Origin of the sequence: Prevotella sp. AM34-19LB (assembly GCF_003468525.1) — a bacterium.
Classification (GTDB): Bacteria; Bacteroidota; Bacteroidia; order Bacteroidales; family Bacteroidaceae; genus Prevotella.
Window position 1 is genome coordinate 121,642 of sequence record NZ_QSIG01000002.1, and the last position, 24,090, is coordinate 145,731.

Genomic DNA, 24,090 nt, shown 5'->3' on the forward strand with positions numbered 1-24,090 from the left:
CGCTACTTTTTTACATTATTTTATATAATTCTTAAGAAATTTACCAGTTAAGCTGGTTTTGCATGCGGCAACTTCCTCTGGAGTACCGGCTATCACGAGGTTACCGCCCTTGTCGCCACCCTCTGGTCCGAGGTCGATGATATGGTCGGCACACTTGATGACATCCAGGTTATGTTCGATAACTACCAAGGAATGACCTCGTTCTATCAGTGCCTGGAAAGCATGGAGCAGGCGCTTGATATCATGGAAGTGCAGACCGGTGGTTGGCTCATCGAAGATGAAGAGCGTAGGCGACTGGTCTTCCTTGCCGATAAAGTAGGCGAGTTTCACACGCTGGTTCTCACCGCCGGAGAGGGTGCTGGAGTTCTGACCGAGCTTGATATAGCCCAATCCAACCTCCTGCAGAGGCTTGAGTTTGCTGACGATGATGCGGCAGGCATCGAAATCGCCCACATGGTGCTGGAGTCTTTCATCGCTGAAGAACTCTATCGCCTCGTTCACGGTCATGTTCAGCACATCATTGATGTTCTTTCCTCCGTAGTGTACCTCCAGGATATCGTGCTTGAACCGCTTGCCCTTGCATGCCTCGCAGGTAAGGGTGAGGTCTGCCATAAACTGCATCTCGATGGTTACGTATCCTGCTCCCTTGCATTCCTCGCATCTTCCGCCCTCGGTATTGAAGGAGAAGAATTGTGGGGTGAATCCCATCTGCTTGGCGAGTGGCTGGTTGGCAAAGAGGGTGCGGATGGCATCGTATGCCTTCAGATAGGTGGCAGGGTTGCTGCGGGTACTCTTGCCGATAGGGTTCTGATCTACAAACTCCACGTGCTTGATGGCATCCACATCGCCTTCCAACGAACTGTATTCGCCAGGGGCATCTGCCACCAGGTCTAGATGGCGGCGGAGGGCAGGATAGAGGATTCCCTTGATGAGGGAACTCTTGCCCGAACCGGATACGCCGGTGATGACGGTGAAGATGTTGAGCGGAATCCTTACATCGATGCCGCGGAGATTGTTCATTCGGGCTCCCTTGATCTCGATGGCCCTGTTCCATGCACGATGACTGGCAGGAACGGCAATCTCCTCCTTGTGGGTGAGATACTGGATGGTATGGCTCTCCGGGAATTTCTCCAGAAGGGCTTTCTGCTGCTCTGGGTCGGTGGATGAGTATTCGGATGAAGGACCCGCATATACGAGTCTTCCACCCAGTCTTCCTGCCTCCGGACCGATATCGATGAGATAATCGGCAGCACGCATGATTTCTTCGTCATGCTCAACCACTACCACGGTGTTGCCCAGCTGCTGCAACTCTCTCAGTACCTTGATGAGTCGGTCGGTATCTCGGCTATGGAGTCCGATACTTGGCTCGTCGAGGATATACACGCTGCCTACCAGCGAAGAACCGAGACTGGTGGTGAGGTTGATGCGCTGGCTCTCTCCTCCGGAAAGGGAGTTGGAGAGACGGTTGAGGGTGAGATAGCCAAGTCCCACATCCAGAAGGAATTGCAGTCGGTTGGTAATCTCGGTCAAGAGTCGCTTGCCCACTTCCCGCTCATGCTCTGTCAGTTCCAGCTTCTGGAACCATGCGCTGAGATTGGTAATCGACATATCTACCAGCTCGGTGATGCTCTTTCCGCCAATCTTCACATAGTTGGCTTCCTTCTTGAGTCGGGTGCATGGCAATCCGGACAGATGGTCTTGCCGCGGAATCTGCTCAGCATCACGCGGTATTGTATCTTGTACTGGTTCTCCTTCACCATTCTGAAGAATTCGTCGATGCTCACCCGGTCGTGCGGGTCGCGCTTCTTATCCGAGGCAATCCATGCCAGAGCCAGTCTTTCTCCTTCTGGGTGAGTTCGTAGTAAGGCTTGAAGATCGGGAAGTTGTATGGCTCCGCACGTCGGATGAATTCCTTGAGCCACATACCCATCTTCTCTCCACGCCAGCATACCACGCATCCATCGTAGAGACTCATGGAAGTGTTTGGGATGACGAGCTTCTCGTCGATGCCGATGACGCTTCCGAATCCCTCGCAGGTAGGGCAGGCACCCAATGGGGAATTGAAGGCAAACATGTTGTCGGTTGGTTCCTCGAAGGTGATGCCGTCGGCTTCGAACCGGGTAGAGAAATCGTAGCTGATATTGCTCGGCAGGAAGAGGAGACGGCAGGCACCGTCGCCCTCGTAGAAAGCAGTCTCGGCTGAATCGGTGAGGCGGCTGATGTCATCCTTCTCGTCGCTTACCGAAGCACGGTCGATGACGAGGAAGATATCCTCCGGCTTGGCATTGCCCTGGAAATCGTCTATGCGGATGAATTCACCTTTCACCAGAATGCGTGCGTATCCCTCCTGAAGATACATCTCCAGTTGCTTTTCCAGGCTTCTGCCTTCTACGATATGTAAAGGGGCAAGGATTACAAACTTGGTGCCCTTGGAAAACTGTCGGGTGCAGGCGAGCACATCCTCGGTAGTATGGCGCTTCACTTCCTGTCCGCTGATAGGCGAATAGGTTTTGCCGATACGGGCGAAGAGCAGGCGCAGGTATTCGTAGATTTCCGTGCTGGTGCCCACGGTGGAACGTGGGTTGCGGGAAATCACCTTCTGCTCGATGGCGATGGCAGGAGGTAATCCCTTGATGAAATCACATTCCGGTTTGCTCATTCTGCCCAGAAACTGGCGGGCATACGAAGACAGCGACTCCACATATCGGCGCTGTCCCTCGGCATATAAGGTGTCGAAAGCCAATGAAGACTTGCCCGACCCGGAGACACCCGTGATGGCAACAAACTTGCCTTGCGGTATCTTCACGTCGATGTTCTTCAGGTTGTTGGCTCTCGCCCCCTTGATCTCTATATATTTCTCTTTCCCCATTTTCTTTTTATTACTTTTAAGATTAGGACTTGGGACCTATTTACCTTTTTACCCTTTATTCGTGGTGATAAGGTTCACCTTTTATAATAGTACATGCGCGATAGAGCGCTTCTGTAAAGATGAGGCGTACCATCTGATGCGAGAAGGTCATCTTGGAAAGGGAGATCTTCTCGTTGGCGCGGTCATATACAGCCTGTGAGAAACCGTAGGGACCGCCGATGACAAACACGAGTCTTCTGGCAGTAGCCTGCTTGCGCTCTATCCATTTGGCAAACTCGATGCTTCGGAACTCCTGTCCGTGCTCATCCATCAGCACCACGGAGTCTGATGGCTGAATCAGTTTCAGAATCAGTTCACCCTCCCGTTCCTTCTGCTGCTGTTCGCTGAGACTCTTGGTGTTCTTGAGCTCCGGAATCGTTGTTATATTGAGGGCATATAGTGGTGATGCGCTCGGCATAATCCTTGATGCCCGCAATAAAATGCTTGTTTACGGTCTTGCCGACCAATATCAGTTCAGTTTTCATCTTTTAAATGGTAAGCTATAAACTATTAACTGTAAACGATTAACTTTTATAGTATCCTTTCTTTTCCAGCTTCGGGTTCTTAGGGAACCATCCCTTCTCGCAGCGTTCTTTCTGTTCGAAGAGTTCCCCGATGCTCCAGAGACAGGAAGCACCCAGCACACCGAGAAGGGCAGAGTAGAGAACATTCGCAACCAGGAAGGCTGCACCCACGCTGATAATACCCGCAACCAGGAACACCCACCAGTAGCGGGTGCCCGTATGATATTCTACCTTGATGACAATAGGGTGGAAGAGTCCTATTATTAAAAAGGTGGAAACGGCGATGATAACGCCCGTATAATATATTTCCATAAGCTTTTTTTTAATTACTTTTTTGTTTCAATGTGCAAAAATACAAAAAAAACTCCAATCTTGTTTGGTTTCTCGAATATTTTATATATCTTTGTACGCAAAAAGAGAAATATTGTGCTGTTTTCGGGCACAACCCTCTGATAGAATAATATTAATAACAAAATAGAATCAAACTATGGCTAATAACGCAGAATTGATTAAGCAGTGTGAAGAAAGAGCACAGCAGTGGCTCACACCTGCTTTTGATGAAGAAACTCGTAACGAAGTAAAGGCAATGCTCGAGGCTGAGGATAAGTCAGCACTCGTAGATGCTTTCTATCAGAACCTGGAGTTCGGTACTGGTGGTTTGCGCGGTATTATGGGCGCAGGTACCAACCGAATGAACAAATATATCGTTGGTATGGCTACACAGGGCTTTGCTAACTACATCCTCAAGGCTTTCCCAGGTGAGGAGAACCTTTCTGTTGTTGTAGGCCATGACTGCCGTAACAACTCTCGTCTCTTCGCAGAGACTGTTGCTGCCATCTTCTCTGCTAATGGCATCAAGGCTTATCTCTTCGAGAGCCTCCGTCCTACACCAGAGATTTCATTCGCTATCCGCGAGCTCGGTGCCAAGGCTGGTGTCAACGTTACTGCTTCTCACAACCCTAAGGAGTACAATGGCTACAAGGCTTACTGGAGCGATGGCGCTCAGGTGCTGGCTCCACACGATACCGGTATCATCGAGGAGGTGAACAAGGTTACTATCGGCCAGGTGAAGTTCGAGGCTAACTGGGATAAGATCCAGATCATCGGTGGTGAGATGGATTACGACTATATGACTGCAGTTCATTCTGCTATGATTGACCAGAATGTCATCCTCCGCCAGAAGGACCTCAACATCGTTTACTCTGCTATGCACGGTACAGGTCGTGTCATCGTTCCTCTCTGCTTGCGTTCTTGGGGCTTCCAGAACATCAATGTGGTTCCTGAGCAGATGGTTGTAGATGGCAATTTCCCAACAGTGGTTTCTCCTAACCCGGAGAATGCTGAGGCAATGACTCTCGGTATGAAACTCGGTACCAGGTTGAACGCTGACCTCGTGGTTGCTACTGACCCTGATGCCGACCGCCTCGCTATCGTTTGCCGCGATGACAAGGGCGAGTGGATGATCATCAACGGTAACCAGACAGCCATGATGTTCTGCTACTACATCATTGAGAACAAGAAGAAGTTGGGCAAGTTGAAGCCAACAGACTTCCTCGTAAAGACCATCGTTACAACAGAGGTTATCGCAGAGATTGCCAAGAAGAACAACGTAGAGTTGCGCGACTGCTACACAGGTTTCAAGTGGATTGCACGCGAGATTGCTATCTCTGAGGGCAAGCAGCAGTATATCGGTGGTGGTGAGGAGAGCTTCGGCTTCTTGCCATACGACAAGGTACGTGATAAGGATGCTCCTGCATCTATCTGCCTGATTTGTGAGATTGCTGCCTGGGCTAAGGATCAGGGCAAGACTCTCTACGATCTCCTGATGCAGATCTATGCAGAGTATGGCTTCAGCAAGGAGTTTACTGTAAACGTGGTTCGCCCAGGTAAGACAGGTGCTGACGAGATCAAGCAGATGATGGCAGACTTCCGTGCTAACCCTCCACAGGAGTTGGGTGGCAGCAAGGTGGTTACCTGGAAGGACTACCAGAGTCTGGAGGTGAAGCATGCTGACGGCAGCGTAGAGAAGCTCGATATGCCTGCTACAAGCAACGTGCTCCAGTGGTTCTGCGATGACAATACCAAGATCAGCGTTCGCCCTTCTGGTACAGAGCCTAAGATCAAGTTCTATATTGAGGTAAAGGATCCTTCATTCAAGTGCGCTGGCTGCTACAACCGCTGCACAGCTGCTGCTATGGATAAGATCGAGGCTATCAAGAAGAGCTTGAACCTGGATTAATAAAAGCAATTGAACTTTATATGAATGTGTGGGGGGTGAAATCTTCGCTTGCACATTCCTCTGAAAGATATTTTTTGATGCATTATTTATTTCCAACTTTGAATAATGCAATTTCCCGGCGAGAAGTCATCCTGACTTCTCGCCATTTTGAATTTGATAGGTATATGGATAATAAGAGAAAGATTATTGCCCTTTTAATGGGACTCTCGCTAGGAGGTCAGTCTGTCTATGCCCAAGGGTATAGTTCTGGCAACGTGTCTCTGTTTTGCTCGCCCGATACACTCAGGGGTGTCCAGATAGGTGCCTTTTCCAGTGTGGTGCGCCAGCAGATGCGTGGTGCGAGCCTGGCTGGTATCATCAATTCGGTGGGCGATGATATGCGCGGCGTGCAGATTTCGGGTGTTTCCAATGTGGTGAAAGGTGGCAATGGCATGCAGCTATCTTTATTTAATAATGTATCCAGTTCTCCGTTTCGCGGTGTGCAGCTGAGTGGACTTTCCAATGTTTCCATGGGTATGAAGAGAGGCTTGCAGATTGCTGCTGCCAACGTCAGCTCTTCCTATATGCGTGGCTTGCAGTTGGGCGGCTACAATTATGCTGATACCCTGAATGGTTCTCAGATAGGTTTGTTCAATGTCTGCGTCCGTCATCCTCGTGGTGTGCAGATTGGTGTCATCAATTATAGTCAGGATACCATAGCACATAAGATCGGATTGGTGAATGTAAACCCCAAGACGCGTATTGACTATATGTTTTATGGCGGCTCTGCTACCAAAGCCAATCTTGCCGTCAGATTCCGTAACCGGAGTACGTATAATATCCTGGGTATCGGAACTCATTACTTTGGATTGGATGAGAAGTTTTCGGGAGCCTTGTTCTATCGTATTGGTCAGTATTTCCAATTATCGCCTAAATTCTCCCTGAGTGGTGATCTCGGATTCTATCACGTTGAATCATTCCAGGAACATTCGCAGGATAAGCCGGAACGGCTCTATTCGCTGCAGGCTCGCATCAATGCCGACTATCAGTTGGGCAGATATACCAGTGCCTTTGCCTCTGTGGGTTATGGGGATACCCATTATTATCATGGTGGCAGGTATCGCCGTCGTGCCATTGTTGAAGCAGGCTTGGCTGTGCGCCTCCAGCGCGCATCATCTTTTGGGAATGTCTCTGCCAGGAAGGAGAATGAATATGATATGGAGGCATGGAAGGAAGGTACGATCTTTGCCTTCGATGATCCGGAACGACAGAAGAAGCATCCCTGGAAGGCTGCACTGGAAGCTTTTGCCATCAATGTGGGGGTGCAATGCTTCGACCAGTTTGTGATGAACGAGGAGTTTGCCAAGATTTCCTTCCATAGCATCAAGCACAATATAGAAACGGGATTTGTCTGGGATAACGACCAGTTCTCTACCAATCTGTTTGCCCATCCATATCATGGCGGACTCTATTTCAATGCAGCAAGAAGTCATGGTATGAATTTCTGGGAATCGGTGCCATACTCTTTCTGTGGAAGTTTGATGTGGGAGACTACCTGCGAGATAGAACCGCCTGCCATCAACGACCTGATGGCTACTACTTTTGGCGGTGTTGCCATCGGAGAGGTGACGCATCGTGTGAGCAATCTGGTATTTGATGACCGCCTGTCTGGTTTCCCTCGTTTCATGCGAGAGTTTCTGGGAACCCTCATCTGTCCGATCAAGGGATTGAATCGAATCTTGAGTGGCGATGCCTGGCGGGTGAGAGGCAAATATTATAAATATCACGATTACCAGCGCAGTCCTATCAGTTTCTCTCTGTCGGCAGGTTACAGATACCTCGCAGACAATAATACTCTGTTTCGTGGTGAGGGTAATCCATACGTCCGTTTCAATCTGGTTTATGGCAATCCGTTTGATGGTGAGACCACCAAGCCATACGACTACTTCACACTGGATGCCACTTTCGGCTTGAGCAGCAACCAACCTTTGATTACCGGTCTGCATCTTCTGGGAAGACTGTGGAGCGTACCGGTGGAGGTGAGCAAGGGCACGGAGATGGAGTTCGGTATCTTCCAGCACTTCAACTATTACGATTCGCAGCCGGTGAAGGATGGTACCAGTCTGGTGCCTTACCGTATATCCGAGGCAGCCTCTTTCGGTCCTGGTATCATCTACCGCTTCCCTCAGGTGGGCAATCTCACCAGGTTTGAGCAGCGTGTCTTCCTGGATGGTATCCTGCTGGGTGGAAGCCTTACCGATTATTATAATGTGATAGACCGCGACTACAATATGGGTAGCGGTTATAGTGTGAAGGCTATCAGTTTCATGGAGTTCGGCAAGGTAGCCACCTTCCAGATAGGTGCCGACTATTATCGCATCTTCACCTGGAAGGGATATGAGGGAAAGGATCTGGCGACAACCGATCCGCTCTATCTCAACGCCCAGGGCGACAAGGGAAATGCATCTCTGCTGGTGCTGAATGCCCGCTTCGGTCTGGCGCTGTCCAATCGGCTGAACCTGGACTTCAATGTGTCCAACTATTGGCGTGATACCCATTACTCATATCATGATGATGTAACGTCTAAAACCTTTGATATGAGTCTGGGGTTGCAATACAAGTTCTAAGGAGCAGTTGTCTTATTAGTAGAAATTTAGCAGAAATTAAGGGTGCAAAGGTAAACGATATACATAAAATTGTAGAAAAAACGCAAAAAGTTTTGCATATTTTCTGGATTTATATTACCTTTGCACCCATATTTCAAACATAAAACATAGAATAATACTCTTATGGGAGGCATTTTCGGAACTATTTCCAAGAAAAGCTGTGTCGCAGATCTTTTCTACGGCACCGACTACAACTCACATCTCGGTACACGCCGAGGCGGTTTGGCAACCTACAGTAGTGAGAAGGGCTTCGTGCGCTCTATCCACAACTTAGAAAGTTCTTATTTTAGAACGAAGTTTGAACCTACACTCGACAAATTCGAGGGTGCGACATCGGGTATCGGTGTGATTAGCGATACTGATGCGCAGCCATTGATTATGAATTCTCATCTTGGTCGCTTTGCCATTTGCACAGTAGCCAAGATATTAAATAAGGATGAACTTACTCAGTACCTGCTGGATAAGAACATGCACTTTGCAGAGATGTCTTCAGGAAGTACCAACCCAACCGAGTTGGTGGCTCTTCTCATCATCCAGGGCAAGAATTTCCGCGAGGGAATCGAGAACGTATTCCATCATATCAAGGGTTCCTGCACCATGATGATCCTTACAGAGGATGGCATCATCTGTGCCCGCGACAGTTGGGGACGTACACCTATTATTATAGGTAAGAAGGAGGGTGCTTATGCAGCTTCCAGTGAGACTACCTCATTCCCTAACCTCGGCTTCGAGACAGCATACGAGGTAGGCCCTGGAGAAATCATGAAGATTACTGCTGAGAGTATGGAGCAGATTCGTCCTGCCAACAAGAAGATGCAGGTTTGTTCTTTCCTCTGGGTATATTATGGATTCCCAACATCAACCTACGAGGGCAAGAATGTAGAGGAAGCCCGTTTTACCAATGGATTCAATCTTGCCAAGACAGATGATGTAGAGGTAGATTGTTGCAGCGGTATTCCTGATTCTGGTACAGGTATGGCAATGGGATATGCTGCCGGTAAGGGTGTGCCTTATCAGCGTTGCATTGCCAAATATACTCCTACCTGGCCTCGAAGCTTTACTCCTAGCAACCAGAGCATGCGCTCTTTGGTAGCTAAGATGAAGCTGATTCCTAACAAGGCTATGTTGAAGGGTAAGCGTGTGTTGTTCTGCGATGACAGTATCGTGCGTGGTACCCAGCTCCGCGATAATGTGAAGGGGCTCTTCGAACAGGCTGGTCTGAAGGAGTGCCACATGCGTATCGCTTGTCCTCCATTGGTTTATGGCTGTCCTTTCATTAACTTTACTTCTTCCAAGAGTGATATGGAGCTGATTACCCGTAGAATCATCGAGAAGTTTGAGGGCGATGCCAACAAGAATCTTGAGAAGTATGCTACTACTGGTTCTCCTGAATATCAGAGAATGGTGGATGAGATTGCCAACCAGCTTGGATTGACTACATTGAAGTTCAATACCATCGAGCAGCTTGTAGCTGCTATCGGTTTGCCTAAGTGCCAGGTATGCACCCACTGCTTCGATGGCAGTAGTGCTTATACCTTGAATGAATTTGCAGACGAAGATTAAAATATAAAATCCCGATTTCCTGAACTTTGCATCTTGTGAGCAAAGTCCCGGAAATCGGGATTCTTGTATTATTTCTTCTGCAGCAAGGGTGCCAGGAATTTGTAGGTATAGCCCTTCTTGCTCTTTACCATTTCTTCCGGTGTGCCGGCAAAGAGGAGCTGACCGCCACCTCGTCCACCTTCGGGACCCATATCAATGAGCCAGTCGGCGAGCTTGATGACATCCAGGTTGTGCTCGATGATAATCACCGTATTGCCTCTATCTACCAGTTTCTGAAGTACATCCATCAGAATGCGGATGTCTTCGAAATGAAGACCGGTGGTAGGTTCATCCAGGATGTAGAGCGTCTTGCCGGTATCGCGCTTGGAAAGTTCGGTAGCAAGTTTCACACGCTGGCTTTCTCCGCCCGAAAGGGTAGTGGAGCTTTGTCCCAACTTGATGTAACCCAATCCTACACTCTGTAAAGCCTTGATCTTGTTGAGTATCTGAGGCACGTTCTCGAAGAACTCTACTGCCTGGTTGATGGTCATGTCCAGTACATCGGCGATGCTCTTTCCCTTGTATCTTACCTCCAGCGTTTCACGGTTGTAGCGTTTGCCGTGGCATACCTCACAAGGAACATAGACATCTGGTAGGAAGTTCATCTCGATGGTCTTGTATCCATTTCCGCCACAGGCTTCGCATCTGCCACCCTTCACGTTGAAGGAGAATCTGCCTGGCTTGTAACCACGGATCTTGGCTTCTGGAAGCCCCACAAACAGCGAGCGGATGTCGCTGAACACGCCTGTGTAGGTGGCAGGATTACTGCGGGGGGTTCTGCCGATCGGACTTTGATCAACATTCACTACCTTGTCGATATTCTCGATACCCTCGATGCTGTCGTACGGCATCGGCTTTTTCAGGGAGCGGTAGAAGTGCTGGGAGAGGATAGGCTGCAGGGTTTCATTGATCAGTGTTGATTTGCCCGAACCGCTGACTCCCGTTACCACGATGAGCTTGCCGAGCGGGAACTCTACATCCACTCCCTTCAGGTTGTTGCCCCTGGTTCCACGGATGGTGATGCTCTTGCCGTTTCCCTCGCGGCGATGTTCAGGAATCTCTATTGCCATCTTGCCATTCAGATACTGGGCAGTGATGGTGTCGGTCTTCAGCATCTCTTTCGGAGTACCCTGGAAAACCACTTCGCCTCCCTTTCTGCCTGCCTTCGGACCGATATCTACAATCCAGTCAGCAGCTCGCATCATATCCTCATCATGTTCTACTACGATGACGGTGTTACCCAGGTCGCGCAATTCTTTCAGACTGTTGATGAGTCGCTCGTTGTCTCGCTGGTGCAGACCTATACTTGGCTCATCGAGGATGTAGAGCACATTGACGAGCTGGCTGCCAATCTGGGTAGCAAGACGGATGCGCTGGCTTTCACCACCAGAGAGTGATGCCGACTGGCGATTGAGTGAGAGATAGTTCAGACCCACATCAAGGAGGAAGTTGACACGTGAGCGCAACTCCTTGATGATTTCGTGAGCCACCTTCGCCTTCATGGCAGGGAGGTGAGCTTCCACCTGTTCGAGCCAGTCGCGCAGTTCGTCGATGTCGAGGTTGGCAACTTCCGAGATATTCTTGTTCCAGATGCGGAAGGCGAGCGATTCCTTCTTGAGTCGCTGTCCATGGCACTCCGGACATTCGATGGTAGAGATAAACTGGTCAGCCCATTTCTTTCCTGCTGCACTCTCGTCATTCTCTATCACCTTCTGCAGATAGTCGATGATGCCATCGTATGCGCAGAAGTAATCCGAAGAGGTATGCACCTTCTCTTTAACGATCTTTACGTTTTCCAGTGAACCATAGAGAATTTCCTGCATGGCATCACCCGGAATCTCAGCGATAGGAGTCTTGAGATTCAGATCATATTTCTCGAGCAAAGACTCAATCTGCCAGAAAATCATCTGGTTCTTGTATTTGCCGAGAGGGGCGATTCCACCTTCGTAGATGCTCAGGCTGTCATCCGGAATCACCTTCTTGATATCTATCTGGTTAACCTTTCCCAGACCCTTGCAGTGAGGGCAGGCACCTTCAGGCGAATTGAACGAGAACATATTAGGTGCCGGATCCTGGTAGGCCATACCGGTAACTGGATCCATCAGGCGTTTTGAGAAGTTCTTACCTGTCTTTTCACCTTTCTCTATCACCATCACCATGCCATCGCCCTGCTTCATGGCGGTAGCTACGCTCTTGCGGATGCGTTCCTCGTCGGCTTCCTTCACCATGAGCTTGTCGATGACAACTTCTATGTTATGCATCTTGTAGCGGTCGAGCTTCATTCCGCTTACCACTTCCTGGATTTCTCCATCCACACGTACATAAAGATAACCTTTGCGGCGCATGCTCTCGAAGAGTTCGCGGTAATGTCCCTTGCGCTGGCGAATCAGAGGAGCCAGCAGGAAGATGGCCTTTCCGGCATATTCATCGAGAATCATATCGATGACCTGTTCTTCGGTGTATTTCACCATCTCTTCACCGCTGCGGTAGCTGTAGGCTGTACCGGCACGGGCAAAGAGCAGACGGAGATAATCGTAAATCTCTGTTGTGGTACCTACGGTAGAACGAGGGTTCTTGTTGGTGGTTTTCTGCTCGATGCTGATGACCGGACTCAGACCGGTAATCTTATCTACATCCGGGCGCTCCATATTGCCCAGGAAGTTGCGGGCATAGGCAGAGAATGTCTCGATATAACGGCGCTGTCCTTCGGCAAAGATGGTATCGAAAGCCAATGACGACTTGCCCGAACCCGAAAGACCGGTTATCACGGTGAGGGAGTCGCGTGGAATCTCAACATCAATGTTCTTGAGGTTGTGTACTCTTGCGCCCCACACATTTATCTTTTCTTCTTCAGAAAACTTATCTTCTTCTATTTTTCCTTCTTCTGAAATCATAATCTTTACTGTTCCTTCTTTCTAAAACTTTAAACTTACCTGCAAGGCTATCATCTTCTTCTTTCTGATAGTTGCTTGTGGATTCTTCTTAATAGCTGCTTGTAGATTCCTCTTAATAGCTGCTTGTGGATTCAGAGAATCCTCTGAGCAGATTGACATCTCTTTTAATCTGATAGGTCTTGCCATCTGCTCCTTTTGCCTTGACCAGACAGAAATAGACTCCTTCCTTTACCGGCTTTCCCTTGTAGGTTCCATCCCATCCCATGGCAGGGTCGCTCCACTCAAAGAGTTTCTGTCCCCACCTATTATATATATAGGCGTGAAACTCCTTGATGTTCTGGTAACCCTCCTTGGGCTTGTAGATGTCGTTGATGCCATCTCCGTTTGGCGAGAATGCGTTCGGCATCAGGAGGACACTGGTCTGCGTGCCTTCCTCATCTCCGAATTCTTCCTGTGCCATCAATGGAGGGGTAAAAAGTGCCAATAAGGCACCAAGTAATCCTATTTTTTGTCTCATTTTGCAAATTATTTGTGCAAAGATAATAAAAAGCTGAGAGATATTGCGCTAGATGCGAGATTTTTTGTATTTTTGCAGGAGAAAACTTTAAATCATGTCGGTTACGGCAAGATTTTAGGATCATATAAACATTAAAAACAGGAAGATATGAAAAGAAACATAAGATATTTCTTGATGATTGTGGGGCTCATGCTCAGTGTTGGTATCTTTGCTCAGACAACGAAATGGCGAGACATCTACACAGTGAAGAAAAAGGATACTATTTTTGGTATTGCCAATAAGTATGGATTGAGTCTGCCGGAACTGATGGAGGCAAACCCTGAGATGAAGCAGGAAGGTTACATGCTCCAGAAGGGAACTACCCTCTTTATTCCTTTTGCCAGCGACCAGCAGAATCCTAATGCGCCTAAAAAGGCACAGAAGGAGGATAAGAATGCTGTTGCTTCCAGCAAACCGGCTGTAGCAGGAACCGCTGCCGCCCAGCAGAAGGTGGCGGCTAGTGATGCGGTGAAGATTGGCGTGATGTTGCCTTTGCATGATGTGGATGGTGATGGCAAGCGCATGGTGGAGTATTATCGTGGACTCCTGATGGCTTGCAATTATCTGAAAAAGAAGGGCATCTCTACCGATGTCCATGCATGGAACGTGCCGATAGATGCTGATATCCGTGCCACCTTGTTGCAGGAGGGTGCCAATACGTGTGATATCATCTTTGGTCCGCTTTATACCAAGCAGGTGGCTCCGCTTGCCGGCTTCTGCAAGACCTATGGCATCAAGCTCGTGATTCCTTTCTCCATCAGCGGTGACGATGTGGAGCGCAACAAGGAAATCTTCCAGGTATATCAGAGTCCTGAAACATTGAATGAATGCACCATCAAGGCTTTCCTGAACAGATTTACCAATGTGCATCCAATCTTTGTAGATTGCAATGATTCTACTTCTCGTAAGGGAGCTTTCACTTTCGGACTTCGCAAGGAGTTGGAGAAGAGAAACATCAACTATAGTATCACCAATGTGAGCTCAAGCATCGACCAGTTTGCCAAGGCTTTCCTGCCAAGCAAGCAGAATGTGGTAATACTGAATACGGGCCGTTCGCCACAGTTGACAGCCGTGCTCAACAAATTGGATGAGTTTGACAGCAAGTATCCGGGTGCATCTATCTCTCTCTTCGGCTATACAGAGTGGTTGATGTACGCCAAGTACAATCTGGAGCGATTCTATAAGTACGATACTTATATCCCTTCTACCTTCTATTACAATCCGGTAGCCGAAAGAACGCAGAACCTGGAGAAGGCATACGAGGGATGGTTCCATCAGCCGATGATGATTGCGCAGCCTCGCTTCGCCATCACGGGTTATGATCATGGTATGTTCTTCATCCAGGGTATCAAGAAGAAGGGCAAGGAGTTTACGGGTGAACGCCAGCAAGTGAACTATCAGCCAGTGCAGACTCCATTGCATTTCGTGAAAACGGCAAAGGGTGGATACAAGAATAAGAACTTCCAGTTGATTCACTATACCTTCAATCACCAGATTGAATCTGTGAATTACTAGGACCGGTAGTTTTTTATAGTTAATCGTTTATGGTAAGAAAAGAAAGAATGAATAAAGTCAAGATAGGGGCGCTGTTGATGGGACTTCTCCTTTGGGGAGGACTCTCGGCACAGGCTCAGATAGGTGAGCATCGCAACGATTTTTCCATCGGATTCAACGGTGGCTATGTGCTCAGCTCTGTAGGATTCGAACCGGAGGTTCAGCAAAAACAGCATGGAGGAATGACTGCCGGACTCTCGATGAAATATACTTGCGAGAAGTACTTCAAGACCATCTGTTCCATCTATGCAGAGGTCAACTATGCCAAGGTGGGATGGAAAGAGGATATTCTCGACATCGATAACAAACCTGTCATCATCACCGAAACCAAGCAGCCGATGGCTTACAGCCGTACCATCAATTATATCCAGGTACCCGTTTTCGCTCACTTGGCTTGGGGCAGGGAAGAGAGAGGCTTGAACATCTTCGTGAATGCCGGTCCGCAGTTCGGACTCTACCTTAACGATTCTCAGACTACCAACTTCAACGTGAAGGATATGCCTAAGACAGATAATGACCGGGTAAGTATGGTAGTGGCACAAGATACGATGGCGGTAGAGAACAAACTGGATTATGGTATCGCTTTGGGCTTGGGTGCAGAGTACAGTATCCCGAAAGTGGGACACATTCTGGCTGAGGCTCGCTACTATTATGGACTGGGTAATATCTATGGTTCATCCAAACGAGATTATTTCGGAAAAAGTAACTACGGACAGATAGTGTTCAAGGTATCTTATCTCTTTGATATTTCAAGAACGAAGAATGTGAAGAGAAAGTAACTTCCGGCGATGGTTATAGAAAAATAAGTAATAATATAAAATGAGTACAACAGAAAAAATTCAGATTAAATTGAGCGACTCGAAGTCAGCTCGCTGGACAGCCCTCTTCATCGTGAGCGTCACGATGATGTTCGGTTACTTTTTTACAGATGTAATGTCTCCATTGGAGCCACTCCTGACAGCTGTCAAGGGGGCTGAGAATGGTCTTGGACTCGGATGGAGTTCGGATGAGTATGGCTTCTTCTCTGGAGCCTACGGATACTTTAATGTATTCCTCCTCCTCCTCTTCTTCGGTGGTCTTATCCTCGATAAGTTCGGCATCCGTTTTACGGGTATCCTCTCAACCGTTTTGATGTTTGGAGGAGCCTTGTTGAAATGGTATGCTGTTGGTCATGAGTTTGCCGGATCAGTAGTAGTACCATTCTTCGGTACTTACAGTACACAGGTAGTGATCGCTGCACTTGGCTTTGCCATCTATGGCGTGGGCTGCGAGATATGCGGTATCACAGTGAGCAAGGTCATTGTGAAATGGTTTACGGGTCATGAGTTGGCTCTGGCAATGGGAGTACAGGTGGCTACGGCTCGTTTGGGAACTGCCGCTGCCCTTGGCTTTTCTCTTCCTTTTGCAAAGGCAATGGGCGGTGTGTCTGCTTCTATTGCTTTGGGTGCAGTTTTGCTTTGTGCCGGTGTACTTGTTTTTCTTGTATATTGTGTGATGGACAAGAAGGAGGATGCTTCTGCAGCAGCTGTAGCTACTGAGCCGGAAGAAGGTTTCAAGTTTTCAGACTTGGGTGGTCTGTTCAAGACAACTGGTTTCTGGTATGTGGCATTCCTTTGCCTGATGTTCTATGCAGGTGTATTCCCATTCCTGAAGTTTGCCACCAAGTTGATGATTTTCAAGTATGGTGTCGATGCTAATTTGGCAGGTCTGATTCCTGCGATGTTGCCATTCGGTACTATCTTCCTCACTCCGCTCTTCGGTAGCATATACGACAAGTATGGCAAGGGTGCCACGCTGATGATTATCGGCAGTTGCCTCCTGACGCTGGTACACGTGATATTAGCCCTTCCACTTAACTCATGGGTGCTTGCCATCGTAATGATGCTCATCCTTGGCATAGCTTTTGGTTTGGTACCATCTGCAATGTGGCCTTCTGTACCAAAGATTATCCCAATGAAACTCTTGGGCACTGCATACGCCCTTATCTTCTATATTCAGAACATTGGACTGGCTCTTATTCCAGTATGGATCGGTAAGGTGAATCAGGCTAATACGGGTGCCGATGGTGTCATCGACTATACAGAGACGATGACCATATTTGCAGCCTTTGGTGTGATTGCTATTGTCATCTCCTTCCTTCTCTTGTTGGAAGATAAGAGAAAGGGCTATGGATTACAGCAGCCTAATGTGAAGAAATAATACTAACAGGAGATTTCCCTTCCAAGTTCACGGGGGAATCTCCATAAACTAAAAGAAAGGAAATAACCATGAACGCTACACCTGAATCATTGATTAAGGAATATGCTGACCCAATTGAGCAGCAGGAAATAGACAAGTTTATCTGTTCTGAAATGAGCAGGCAGATTCACCGATATATCAAGGGTATGTCGGGAACCAAACAGGCTATGCTCAAGTTTGAGGAAAAGCTGGCGAGCCTCTCTGTCACAGAGAAAGAGAAGGCGATTGCCAAGTATATTGATTTGAATCGCAAGGCTTTGGATGGACTGGATCTGAAGATGATTCTCGTCCGTTCGGTGGCTAACTACTGTGATACCTTCCAGTATATGCTTGACTTTGTGAACGACAAGCGTAAGATGGTGTTCTATTATCATCGCTTGAAGGAGAAGTATATCCGTTACCATGAGGTTTTCGAGGAGAACGGCAAATTTGGTATGAAGGATCATCAGGCAACGTGATGCTTCAGCCTGTCTATGATTTCCTCCGTACTTGCTATATCTATAATGATGACCTGAGCATTATGCCGGTTATTGCAGAGAAGAATGGCAAGATGGGACTCGTGATGCCTGACGGAAAGGATACCATCGTGGCTGATTTCCTTTATGATGAAATCTGTCTGAGAGATGAGTATCCATATTTCGAGGCGGTGAGAGACGGAGTAAACGGATTGATTGATAAGTTCGGAAACTTCGTTAACAATTAATTGTTAATAAAGCTTTTGCCCTTTAAGGGCGTGTGTGTAAAAAGAGAAAGGGCAATCAGATTGGAATGAACCAACTGATTGCCCTCTTTACTTTCGTTGCTATGAGCAACTTAGTTTTATCTAATTATCTCTCGTCTTCAAACCCTAGTGAAGTTTTCTCTCGTCTTCAAACTCTTGTGAAGAAAAGCAAAAGAATTCTTCGTTCTTCATTCTTCACTTAAATTATCCCAAGTATTTCATCAAGATCTTGATCTTTCCGCTTTCACGGAGCTTGATGATACTCTTCTCGCGAATCTGGCGTACACGCTCACGGGTGAGGTTGAATTCGCTTCCGATTTCTTCCAATCCCTTCTCGTGGCAACCGATGCCATAGCAGTAGCAGAGAATTTTGCGCTCGCGCTCCTTCAATACTGTTGCCAGTACGCGCTGGAGCTCGCTCGCCATAGACTCGAAGTCAACACCCTTGTCGGTGCGGCTGTCATCACCGGAAGCCATCACATCTACCATCGCATTGTCATCGTCGTCGCTACCGAATGGAGCATCGATACTCATGTGGTGGTTGTCTGCCTTGATGGTCTGGTCAATCTTGCTTTCCTCCATCTTGGTAATCTGTGCCAGCTCTGCAACAGAAGGCTTGCGCTGGTTCTCCTGCTCGAACTTGCTGATCTCGGCGCTGATCTTGCTCAATGCACCTACCTGGTTCAAAGGCAGGCGAACGATGCGGCTCTGCTCAGCGATAGCCTGGAGGATGCTCTGGCGAATCCACCATACTGCGTATGAGATGAACTTAAAACCACGAGTTTCATCAAATTTCTCTGCAGCCTTTACCAAACCGATGTTTCCCTCGTCGATGAGGTCTGTCAGACCCAAACCCTGATGCTGGTATTGTTTAGCAACAGATACAACGAATCGGAGGTTTGCCTTGACCAGTTTTTCCTTGGCACGCTCACCCTCACGACCGCCTTTGCGAATCTTCTGGGCCAGCTCAATCTCCTCATCAATAGAGACCATAGGTTCTCTACCAATCTCCACCAAGTACTTGTCGAGTGCTTCACTGGAACGATTGGTTATACTCTTGCTAATCTTAAGTTGTCTCATAAATATCCTTTTACCTTTCTTTTTTGTTTTAATCCAATATTTATACTGTCGGAATCCACCTTTACGGTTTCGGGCTGCAAAGGTACAAAAAAAAACGCAATCTTGTTGTAATAGAAATGGAAAACTTTTGCATTATTTGTCTGTTTTTTAGAAATTTAGACGTTTTTGAATATAAAAATGGTATTTGATATAACGATTTTTAGGCATTGAGTTTGAAATATGGAATAATTTGTGTATCTTTGCACAGAATTTGCGAGAAAAGAATAACTAAATAATAAAATTATAAAATAACAGAAAATTATGTTTGAAAATCAACCAAAAGGTCTGTGGGCCTTAGCTTTGGCTAACACGGGTGAGCGTTTCGGTTACTATACCATGCTTGCAGTGTTCTTGCTCTATTTGCAGGCTAACTTCGGTTTTGAAACCGGATTGGCAAGTACAATTTACTCTACCTTCCTGATGATGGTTTATTTCCTCCCTATCATCGGCGGTATCGCAGCCGACAAGTTTGGCTTTGGACGTATGGTTACCACGGGTATCTTCATTATGTTCATCGGCTACCTTGTGCTCTCGCTTCCTCTTGGAAAGGACACCGTTGCCATTGCTGCCATGGGCATTTCGCTTATCCTCATCGCTTTGGGTACCGGCTTGTTCAAAGGTAACCTGCAGGTGATGGTAGGTCGTCTCTACGACGAGCCACAGTATGCCAGCAACCGTGATTCCGGTTTCTCTCTCTTCTATATGGCTATCAACATTGGCGCCATGTTCGCTCCTACAGCAGCCATCAAGATTATGAAGTGGGCGCAGGAGAGTCTGAGCGTATCAGTTGAGGATTCATACCATTTTGCATTCGCTGTGGCATGTGCTTCGCTTATCATCAGTATCGCCATCTACTATGCCTCAGCTTCACCTACAAGCACGTGCTTGCTTCTGAGACCAAGGGTAAGGACGACAAGACTCCGGTTAAGGAGACTAATGAGCTTTCCAAGGCTGAGACCAAGGAGCAGCATCAGTCTGCCTCTGTCTCGTATTTGCTGTGGTTATCTTCTTCTGGATGGCTTTCCACCAGAATGGTAATACATTGACACTCTTTGCACGCGACTATACACTGAAGACTTCTGAGGGTCTGCAGTCAATGGCGTTCGACGTTACTAACCTCGTAGCCTGCATCTTCGTTGTTTACGGTAGCTTCGGTCTGGCACAGAGCAAGACTGGCAAGGGTAAGGGAATCTCGCTCGGCGTTATCGTTGCAGCTATTGCTTTCCTCTTCTACAAGTATAACAACCTTGAAGGTGCCGTAGAAGTTGAGGCTCCTATCTTCCAGCAGTTCAACCCATGTTATGTAGTGGCATTGACACCAGTGAGTGTTGCTTTGTTCTCTTGGCTCAACAAGATTGGCAAGGAGCCTACATCTCCTGAGAAGATTGGTTTGGGTATGCTCGTTGCAGCTCTCGGTTTCGTATGGATGGCTGTAGGTTCTATGGGTCTTGAGCTTCCTTTGGCACAGGGCGATCCTGCTACAGAGGGTACACGTGTAAGCGCCAACCTTCTCATCTCTACCTATCTTATCCTCACCTTCGCAGAGCTTCTGCTTTCTCCTATCGGTATCTCATTCGTATCGAAGGTAGCTCCTCCAAAGTATGCAGGTTTGATGATGGGTCTCTGGTTCGGTGCAACAGCCATTGGTAACCAGCTGGTAATGGTTCCTGGTATCATGTGGGGTCAGAACTTCAACCTCGTTACCATCTGGGGTGTTCTTGCCGGCATCTGCCTGGTATCTGCAGCCTTCATCTTCTCAATCATCAAGAAGTTGAATCGCGTAAGCTAAATCATAGAATTATAATATAAAAAAGGCTTGCTTCATTTTTCGAAGCAAGCCTTTTTTGTATATGTTATTTCTTCAACCACTTGTCCAACCATCCGAAGAAGGTGCGCTGCCAGAGCACGCCGTTCTGTGGTTTCAATACCCAGTGGTTCTCATCAGGATAGATAAGGAGCTCGGCAGGAATGCCACGCATACGGCTGCATTGAAGGCGCCCATGCCCTGGTTGGCATTGATGCGATAGTCCATTTCGCCGTGGATGCAGAGAATTGGAGTATCCCACTTATCTACAAACTTATGAGGACTGTTCTCGTAAGTTCTCTTAGCGTTGGCACTCTGGTCCTTGTTCCAGTAAGCATCATCATACTCCCAGTTAGAGAACCAAGCCTCCTCGGTATCTGTGTACATGCTCTCCAGATTGAAAGCACCATCGTGAGCGAGGAATGCCTTGAAACGCTTGTTGTGATGACCTGCAAGATAATAAACAGAGAAACCACCAAAGCTGGCACCTACACAGCCCAGACGATCCTTATCTACGTATGGAAGATTGTTGGCTGCATCATCGATGGCAGAAAGATAGTCGTTCATGCACTGACCAGTCCAGTCGCCTGAAATCTCCTCGTTCCATGCACTTCCGAAACCTGGAAGACCGCGGCGGTTAGGCAATACGATGACGTAACCGTTGGCTGCCATAATCTGGATGTTCCAGCGATAGCTCCAGAACTGGCTCACCGGACTCTGAGGACCGCCCTCGCAGAAGAGAAGGGTAGGGTACTTCTTGCTGGCATCGAAGTTAGCTGGCAACATGATCCATACCAGCATCTGCTTGCCGTCGGTAGTCTTTACCCAGCGCTGCTCGCACTTACCCATGTTCAACTGGCTCAGGATGTGGTCGTTCTCACGGGTAATCTGCTCTACCTTGGTACTCTTGGCATCCTTGCCTGGAGTTACGATGTAGATATCGGTAGGGTGGCTCATGCTAGCTTGGTAGCAAGAAGCTTGTTGCCGTTGTTGGCAAGCGAGATGCTTCCGTAGTCAGCCCACTCGTTGGTAATCTGCTTCACTTCGCCCTTGAAGTTAGCCTGATAGAGGTTCAGGGTTCCGTGCCATACACCGATGAAGGTGAGGCTCTTGTTGTCCTTGTTCCATACGAAGCCCTCTACGCTTGAATCAAACTTATCTGAAACATAGTTCTTCTTTCCGGTAGCGAGCTCATAGACACAGAGGCGGTTGCGGTCGCTCTCGTATCCGTCGCGGGCCATGCTCTGCCAAGCCACGTACTTGCCGTCGGCAGAGAACTGAGGGTTGATGTCGTAACCAGGATTATTCTTCAGATTCTCAGGCGCATTCACAGCCTGGTTCTTCATGCTCTTGGTAGCATCAATCTTAGGTGCCACATAACCAGCCTCCTTGCAGAGGTTCTTGGTCTCGCGCGTACCTATATTATATAGGTAGATATCTGAGTCGGTAGAGATGGCATATTGCAAGCCCTCCTTCTTGCGACAGGTATAGGCGATGGTCTTGGAATCCGGACTCCAAGCCAACTGCTCGATGCCACCGAATGGAGCCATAGGGCACTCGAAAGGCTCATCCTTCAGGATATCCTCGCCAGTGCTGATGGTGCCATCCTCTGCAACATCAGCCACGAAAGGATGAAGGATACTCTCTACGTAGTGATCCCAGTGGCGATAGTTCATGTCGGTAACGAGACGACCTGTAGCCAGAGGAAGATCAGAAGGATTCTTCTTGATGGTTCCATGATAAGGCAACTCCTTGATGAGGATAACCTTCTTGCCATCTGGAGAGAAGCGGAATCCCTGGATGCCTAATTCATCGTTGGTGAGCTGCTTTCTGTCAGTACCATCTGGGTTCATGCTCCAGAGCTGTCCGCCACGGATGAAGGCTATCTTCTGTCCGCCCTGAATCCAGGCAGCATCAGTCTCGCTCTTGGCATCAGTGGTCAATGCCTTCTGGTTTTTGCCATTGGCATCCATGATGAAGAGCATCTGGTGACCCTTGTTCTCCTTTACACTGTAGTAACCTACCTGGTAAACCACCTGCTTGCCGTTAGGCGAAGCTTCAGCGGCACCGATTCTACCCATCGCCCAAAGAGCTTCTGGGGTCATCAGGTGGTTCTCCACCTTGATGTTGTTCTTTTCAATCATAGTCTGTGCATCGGCTGTATTTGTTCCCATGATGAGAGCAGCTGCAGCCAAAATCATTGCTTTAATCATATTTTTAAGATATTATTAATAATTTGTTGCAATCTTCTAAATATTCCGTGCAAAGTTACAGAAAATTAATGAGATAACAAAATTATTCTTCTTTCTTTACTAAAGTATGCGTTTTTTTTTGTATATTTGCATCTCAAATGATACAGTTTAGCTTTCAATGCTAAATTTTCAGGAATATAAGTAAAGATATAAATATTTAGTAAATGAATACATTGTTTCTTGTGCAGTTTGCTTGCTGCATTATAGTGTCGATGTTGGGCTTGATATTGGTTTTGTCTAGGTTTCAGATTCGCTGGACCAACCGTCGTTACGAGGTGTCTCGTTGGCTCCTTGCTTTTTCCATGTTTGTACTTGCTTGGCATTATGTCTTGCAAATGGTTTGTGGTTTCCGTGCTAAAGGCGATGAGATTGGAGCTGTTGTCAATGTTCTCTTCTATACTCCTGTCTCTTTCATTGTTTCCTATGCAACTTATAACTTAATTTGTTATCGTAGGGGGCGGAAAAAGTTTGCCTTGCTGGGATGTGTGAGTTATGCATTGATATTGATTTGTTTCTTTTTCGGATACAATGATACTCCTAGGGGGATGCATATGGGCGAATGGCTTTATGTGATGCTCGTATTATTTGCTGTTACCATCCTATATAGCGTTTATACCACGGTTATCGAGATGCGTTATCATCGAAAGATTATCGAAGAAAACACCACGGAAGACTTGCTTCCTTTTGATAGATACGCCTATGCCAGTTATGGTGTGGCGAGTATTATGGTTTTGGCGATGGTAGGTGCTATCTGCTATCGTCCGCTTCTTTATTGTGTGGGACCCCTGATGCTTTTTTCCTTGATTTCCTTTACCATCAGTTTCCTGGGATATGGCTATAATATGATCCTGCGGAGGTGAGACTGGAGCTGGATACAGCCGATGAACCTCTTGAGGTGATGGAAGAGAGTGAGGAAGTGGGATGGGTTCTGAGAAAATCTCTATCATAGAATCGATGCTAGCCAGCTGGTGTGACAAGGGTGGCTACAGAGACAGTACGGTGTGACAAGGGTGGCTACAGAGACAGTACGGTGA

At 47.6% G+C, this 24,090-nt stretch carries 10 protein-coding genes and 6 pseudogenes; 9 read left to right on the forward strand and 7 right to left on the reverse strand.

Going from position 1 to position 24,090, the window contains the following annotated elements:
- Nucleotides 1–15 precede the first annotated feature (15 nt).
- The 3 genes and pseudogenes from uvrA (DW830_RS01285) to DW830_RS01295 form a co-directional block, all read right to left on the reverse strand.
- Nucleotides 16–2,869, reverse strand: a pseudogene (gene uvrA, locus DW830_RS01285) (excinuclease ABC subunit UvrA).
- A 55-nt stretch (nt 2,870–2,924) separates the two neighbouring features.
- Nucleotides 2,925–3,393: pseudogene (gene rlmH, locus DW830_RS01290) on the reverse strand (23S rRNA (pseudouridine(1915)-N(3))-methyltransferase RlmH).
- Nucleotides 3,394–3,432: 39 nt separating this feature from the next.
- A complete protein-coding gene (locus tag DW830_RS01295) occupies nt 3,433–3,744 on the reverse strand; it encodes a DUF4491 family protein (RefSeq protein WP_119248580.1) in 312 nt (103 codons plus the stop codon).
- Nucleotides 3,745–3,919: 175 nt separating this feature from the next.
- Between DW830_RS01295 and DW830_RS01300 the strand changes: the two genes are divergently transcribed.
- From DW830_RS01300 to DW830_RS01310, 3 genes are all read left to right on the forward strand, one after another.
- On the forward strand, nt 3,920–5,671 hold the full coding sequence (locus tag DW830_RS01300) for a phospho-sugar mutase (RefSeq protein WP_119248581.1): 1,752 nt from the start codon (nt 3,920–3,922) through the stop codon (nt 5,669–5,671).
- A gap of 164 nt (nt 5,672–5,835) precedes the next feature.
- Nucleotides 5,836–8,277 carry a DUF3943 domain-containing protein gene (locus tag DW830_RS01305; RefSeq protein WP_119248582.1) on the forward strand — a complete coding sequence of 814 codons (2,442 nt, stop codon included), beginning with the start codon at nt 5,836–5,838 and terminating at the stop codon, nt 8,275–8,277.
- Between the two features lie 162 nt (nt 8,278–8,439).
- On the forward strand, nt 8,440–9,879 hold the full coding sequence (locus DW830_RS01310; RefSeq protein ID WP_119248583.1) for an amidophosphoribosyltransferase: 1,440 nt from the start codon (nt 8,440–8,442) through the stop codon (nt 9,877–9,879).
- A 68-nt stretch (nt 9,880–9,947) separates the two neighbouring features.
- Here DW830_RS01310 and uvrA (DW830_RS01315) read toward each other — a convergent pair whose 3' ends face one another.
- Both uvrA (DW830_RS01315) and DW830_RS01320 read right to left on the reverse strand, forming a co-directional pair.
- On the reverse strand, nt 9,948–12,812 hold the full coding sequence (gene uvrA, locus DW830_RS01315; protein ID WP_119248584.1) for an excinuclease ABC subunit UvrA: 2,865 nt from the start codon (nt 12,810–12,812) through the stop codon (nt 9,948–9,950).
- A 112-nt stretch (nt 12,813–12,924) separates the two neighbouring features.
- Nucleotides 12,925–13,230 (reverse strand): annotated as a pseudogene (locus tag DW830_RS01320) (gliding motility-associated C-terminal domain-containing protein); the annotation flags it as partial.
- 246 nt (nt 13,231–13,476) lie between these two features.
- Here DW830_RS01320 and DW830_RS01325 point away from each other — a divergent pair.
- The 4 genes and pseudogenes from DW830_RS01325 (at nt 13,477) to DW830_RS01340 (ending at nt 17,863) form a co-directional block, all read left to right on the forward strand.
- A complete protein-coding gene (locus tag DW830_RS01325; RefSeq protein WP_119248585.1) occupies nt 13,477–14,883 on the forward strand; it encodes a LysM peptidoglycan-binding domain-containing protein in 1,407 nt (468 codons plus the stop codon).
- Between the two features lie 47 nt (nt 14,884–14,930).
- A complete protein-coding gene (locus tag DW830_RS01330) occupies nt 14,931–15,701 on the forward strand; it encodes a porin family protein (RefSeq protein WP_119248586.1) in 771 nt (256 codons plus the stop codon).
- A 40-nt stretch (nt 15,702–15,741) separates the two neighbouring features.
- Nucleotides 15,742–17,121 (forward strand): MFS transporter, encoded by a 1,380-nt coding sequence (locus DW830_RS01335; RefSeq protein ID WP_119248587.1) that lies wholly within the window; start codon nt 15,742–15,744, stop codon nt 17,119–17,121.
- A gap of 68 nt (nt 17,122–17,189) precedes the next feature.
- Nucleotides 17,190–17,863 (forward strand): annotated as a pseudogene (locus DW830_RS01340) (hypothetical protein).
- A gap of 222 nt (nt 17,864–18,085) precedes the next feature.
- On the opposite strand, the gene DW830_RS01345 reads toward DW830_RS01340, so the two are convergent.
- Nucleotides 18,086–18,961, reverse strand: coding sequence for an RNA polymerase sigma factor RpoD/SigA (locus DW830_RS01345; RefSeq protein ID WP_089542826.1), 876 nt, complete (start codon nt 18,959–18,961; stop codon nt 18,086–18,088).
- Nucleotides 18,962–19,261: 300 nt separating this feature from the next.
- Here DW830_RS01345 and DW830_RS01350 point away from each other — a divergent pair.
- Nucleotides 19,262–20,789 (forward strand): annotated as a pseudogene (locus DW830_RS01350) (peptide MFS transporter).
- Between the two features lie 64 nt (nt 20,790–20,853).
- Here the strand turns inward: DW830_RS01350 and DW830_RS01355 are convergent.
- Nucleotides 20,854–23,017: pseudogene (locus tag DW830_RS01355) on the reverse strand (alpha/beta fold hydrolase).
- 203 nt (nt 23,018–23,220) lie between these two features.
- On the opposite strand from DW830_RS01355, the gene DW830_RS01360 reads away from it, so the two are divergent.
- Nucleotides 23,221–23,916, forward strand: a complete 696-nt coding sequence (locus DW830_RS01360) for a hypothetical protein (RefSeq protein ID WP_119248588.1) — start codon at nt 23,221–23,223, stop codon at nt 23,914–23,916.
- The last annotated feature ends 174 nt before the right edge of the window (nt 23,917–24,090 follow it).

Excerpts from the sequence above, each read along its gene's own strand:
- DW830_RS01295 (WP_119248580.1), bottom strand. The coding sequence starts at position 3,744 with ATGGAAATATATTATACGGGCGTTATCATCGCCGTTTCCACCTTTTTA.
- DW830_RS01300 (WP_119248581.1), top strand. The coding sequence starts at position 3,920 with ATGGCTAATAACGCAGAATTGATTAAGCAGTGTGAAGAAAGAGCACAG.
- DW830_RS01305 (WP_119248582.1), top strand. The coding sequence starts at position 5,836 with ATGGATAATAAGAGAAAGATTATTGCCCTTTTAATGGGACTCTCGCTA.
- DW830_RS01310 (WP_119248583.1), top strand. The coding sequence starts at position 8,440 with ATGGGAGGCATTTTCGGAACTATTTCCAAGAAAAGCTGTGTCGCAGAT.
- uvrA (WP_119248584.1), bottom strand. The coding sequence starts at position 12,812 with ATGATTTCAGAAGAAGGAAAAATAGAAGAAGATAAGTTTTCTGAAGAA.
- DW830_RS01325 (WP_119248585.1), top strand. The coding sequence starts at position 13,477 with ATGAAAAGAAACATAAGATATTTCTTGATGATTGTGGGGCTCATGCTC.
- DW830_RS01330 (WP_119248586.1), top strand. The coding sequence starts at position 14,931 with ATGAATAAAGTCAAGATAGGGGCGCTGTTGATGGGACTTCTCCTTTGG.
- DW830_RS01335 (WP_119248587.1), top strand. The coding sequence starts at position 15,742 with ATGAGTACAACAGAAAAAATTCAGATTAAATTGAGCGACTCGAAGTCA.
- DW830_RS01345 (WP_089542826.1), bottom strand. The coding sequence starts at position 18,961 with ATGAGACAACTTAAGATTAGCAAGAGTATAACCAATCGTTCCAGTGAA.
- DW830_RS01360 (WP_119248588.1), top strand. The coding sequence starts at position 23,221 with ATGAATACATTGTTTCTTGTGCAGTTTGCTTGCTGCATTATAGTGTCG.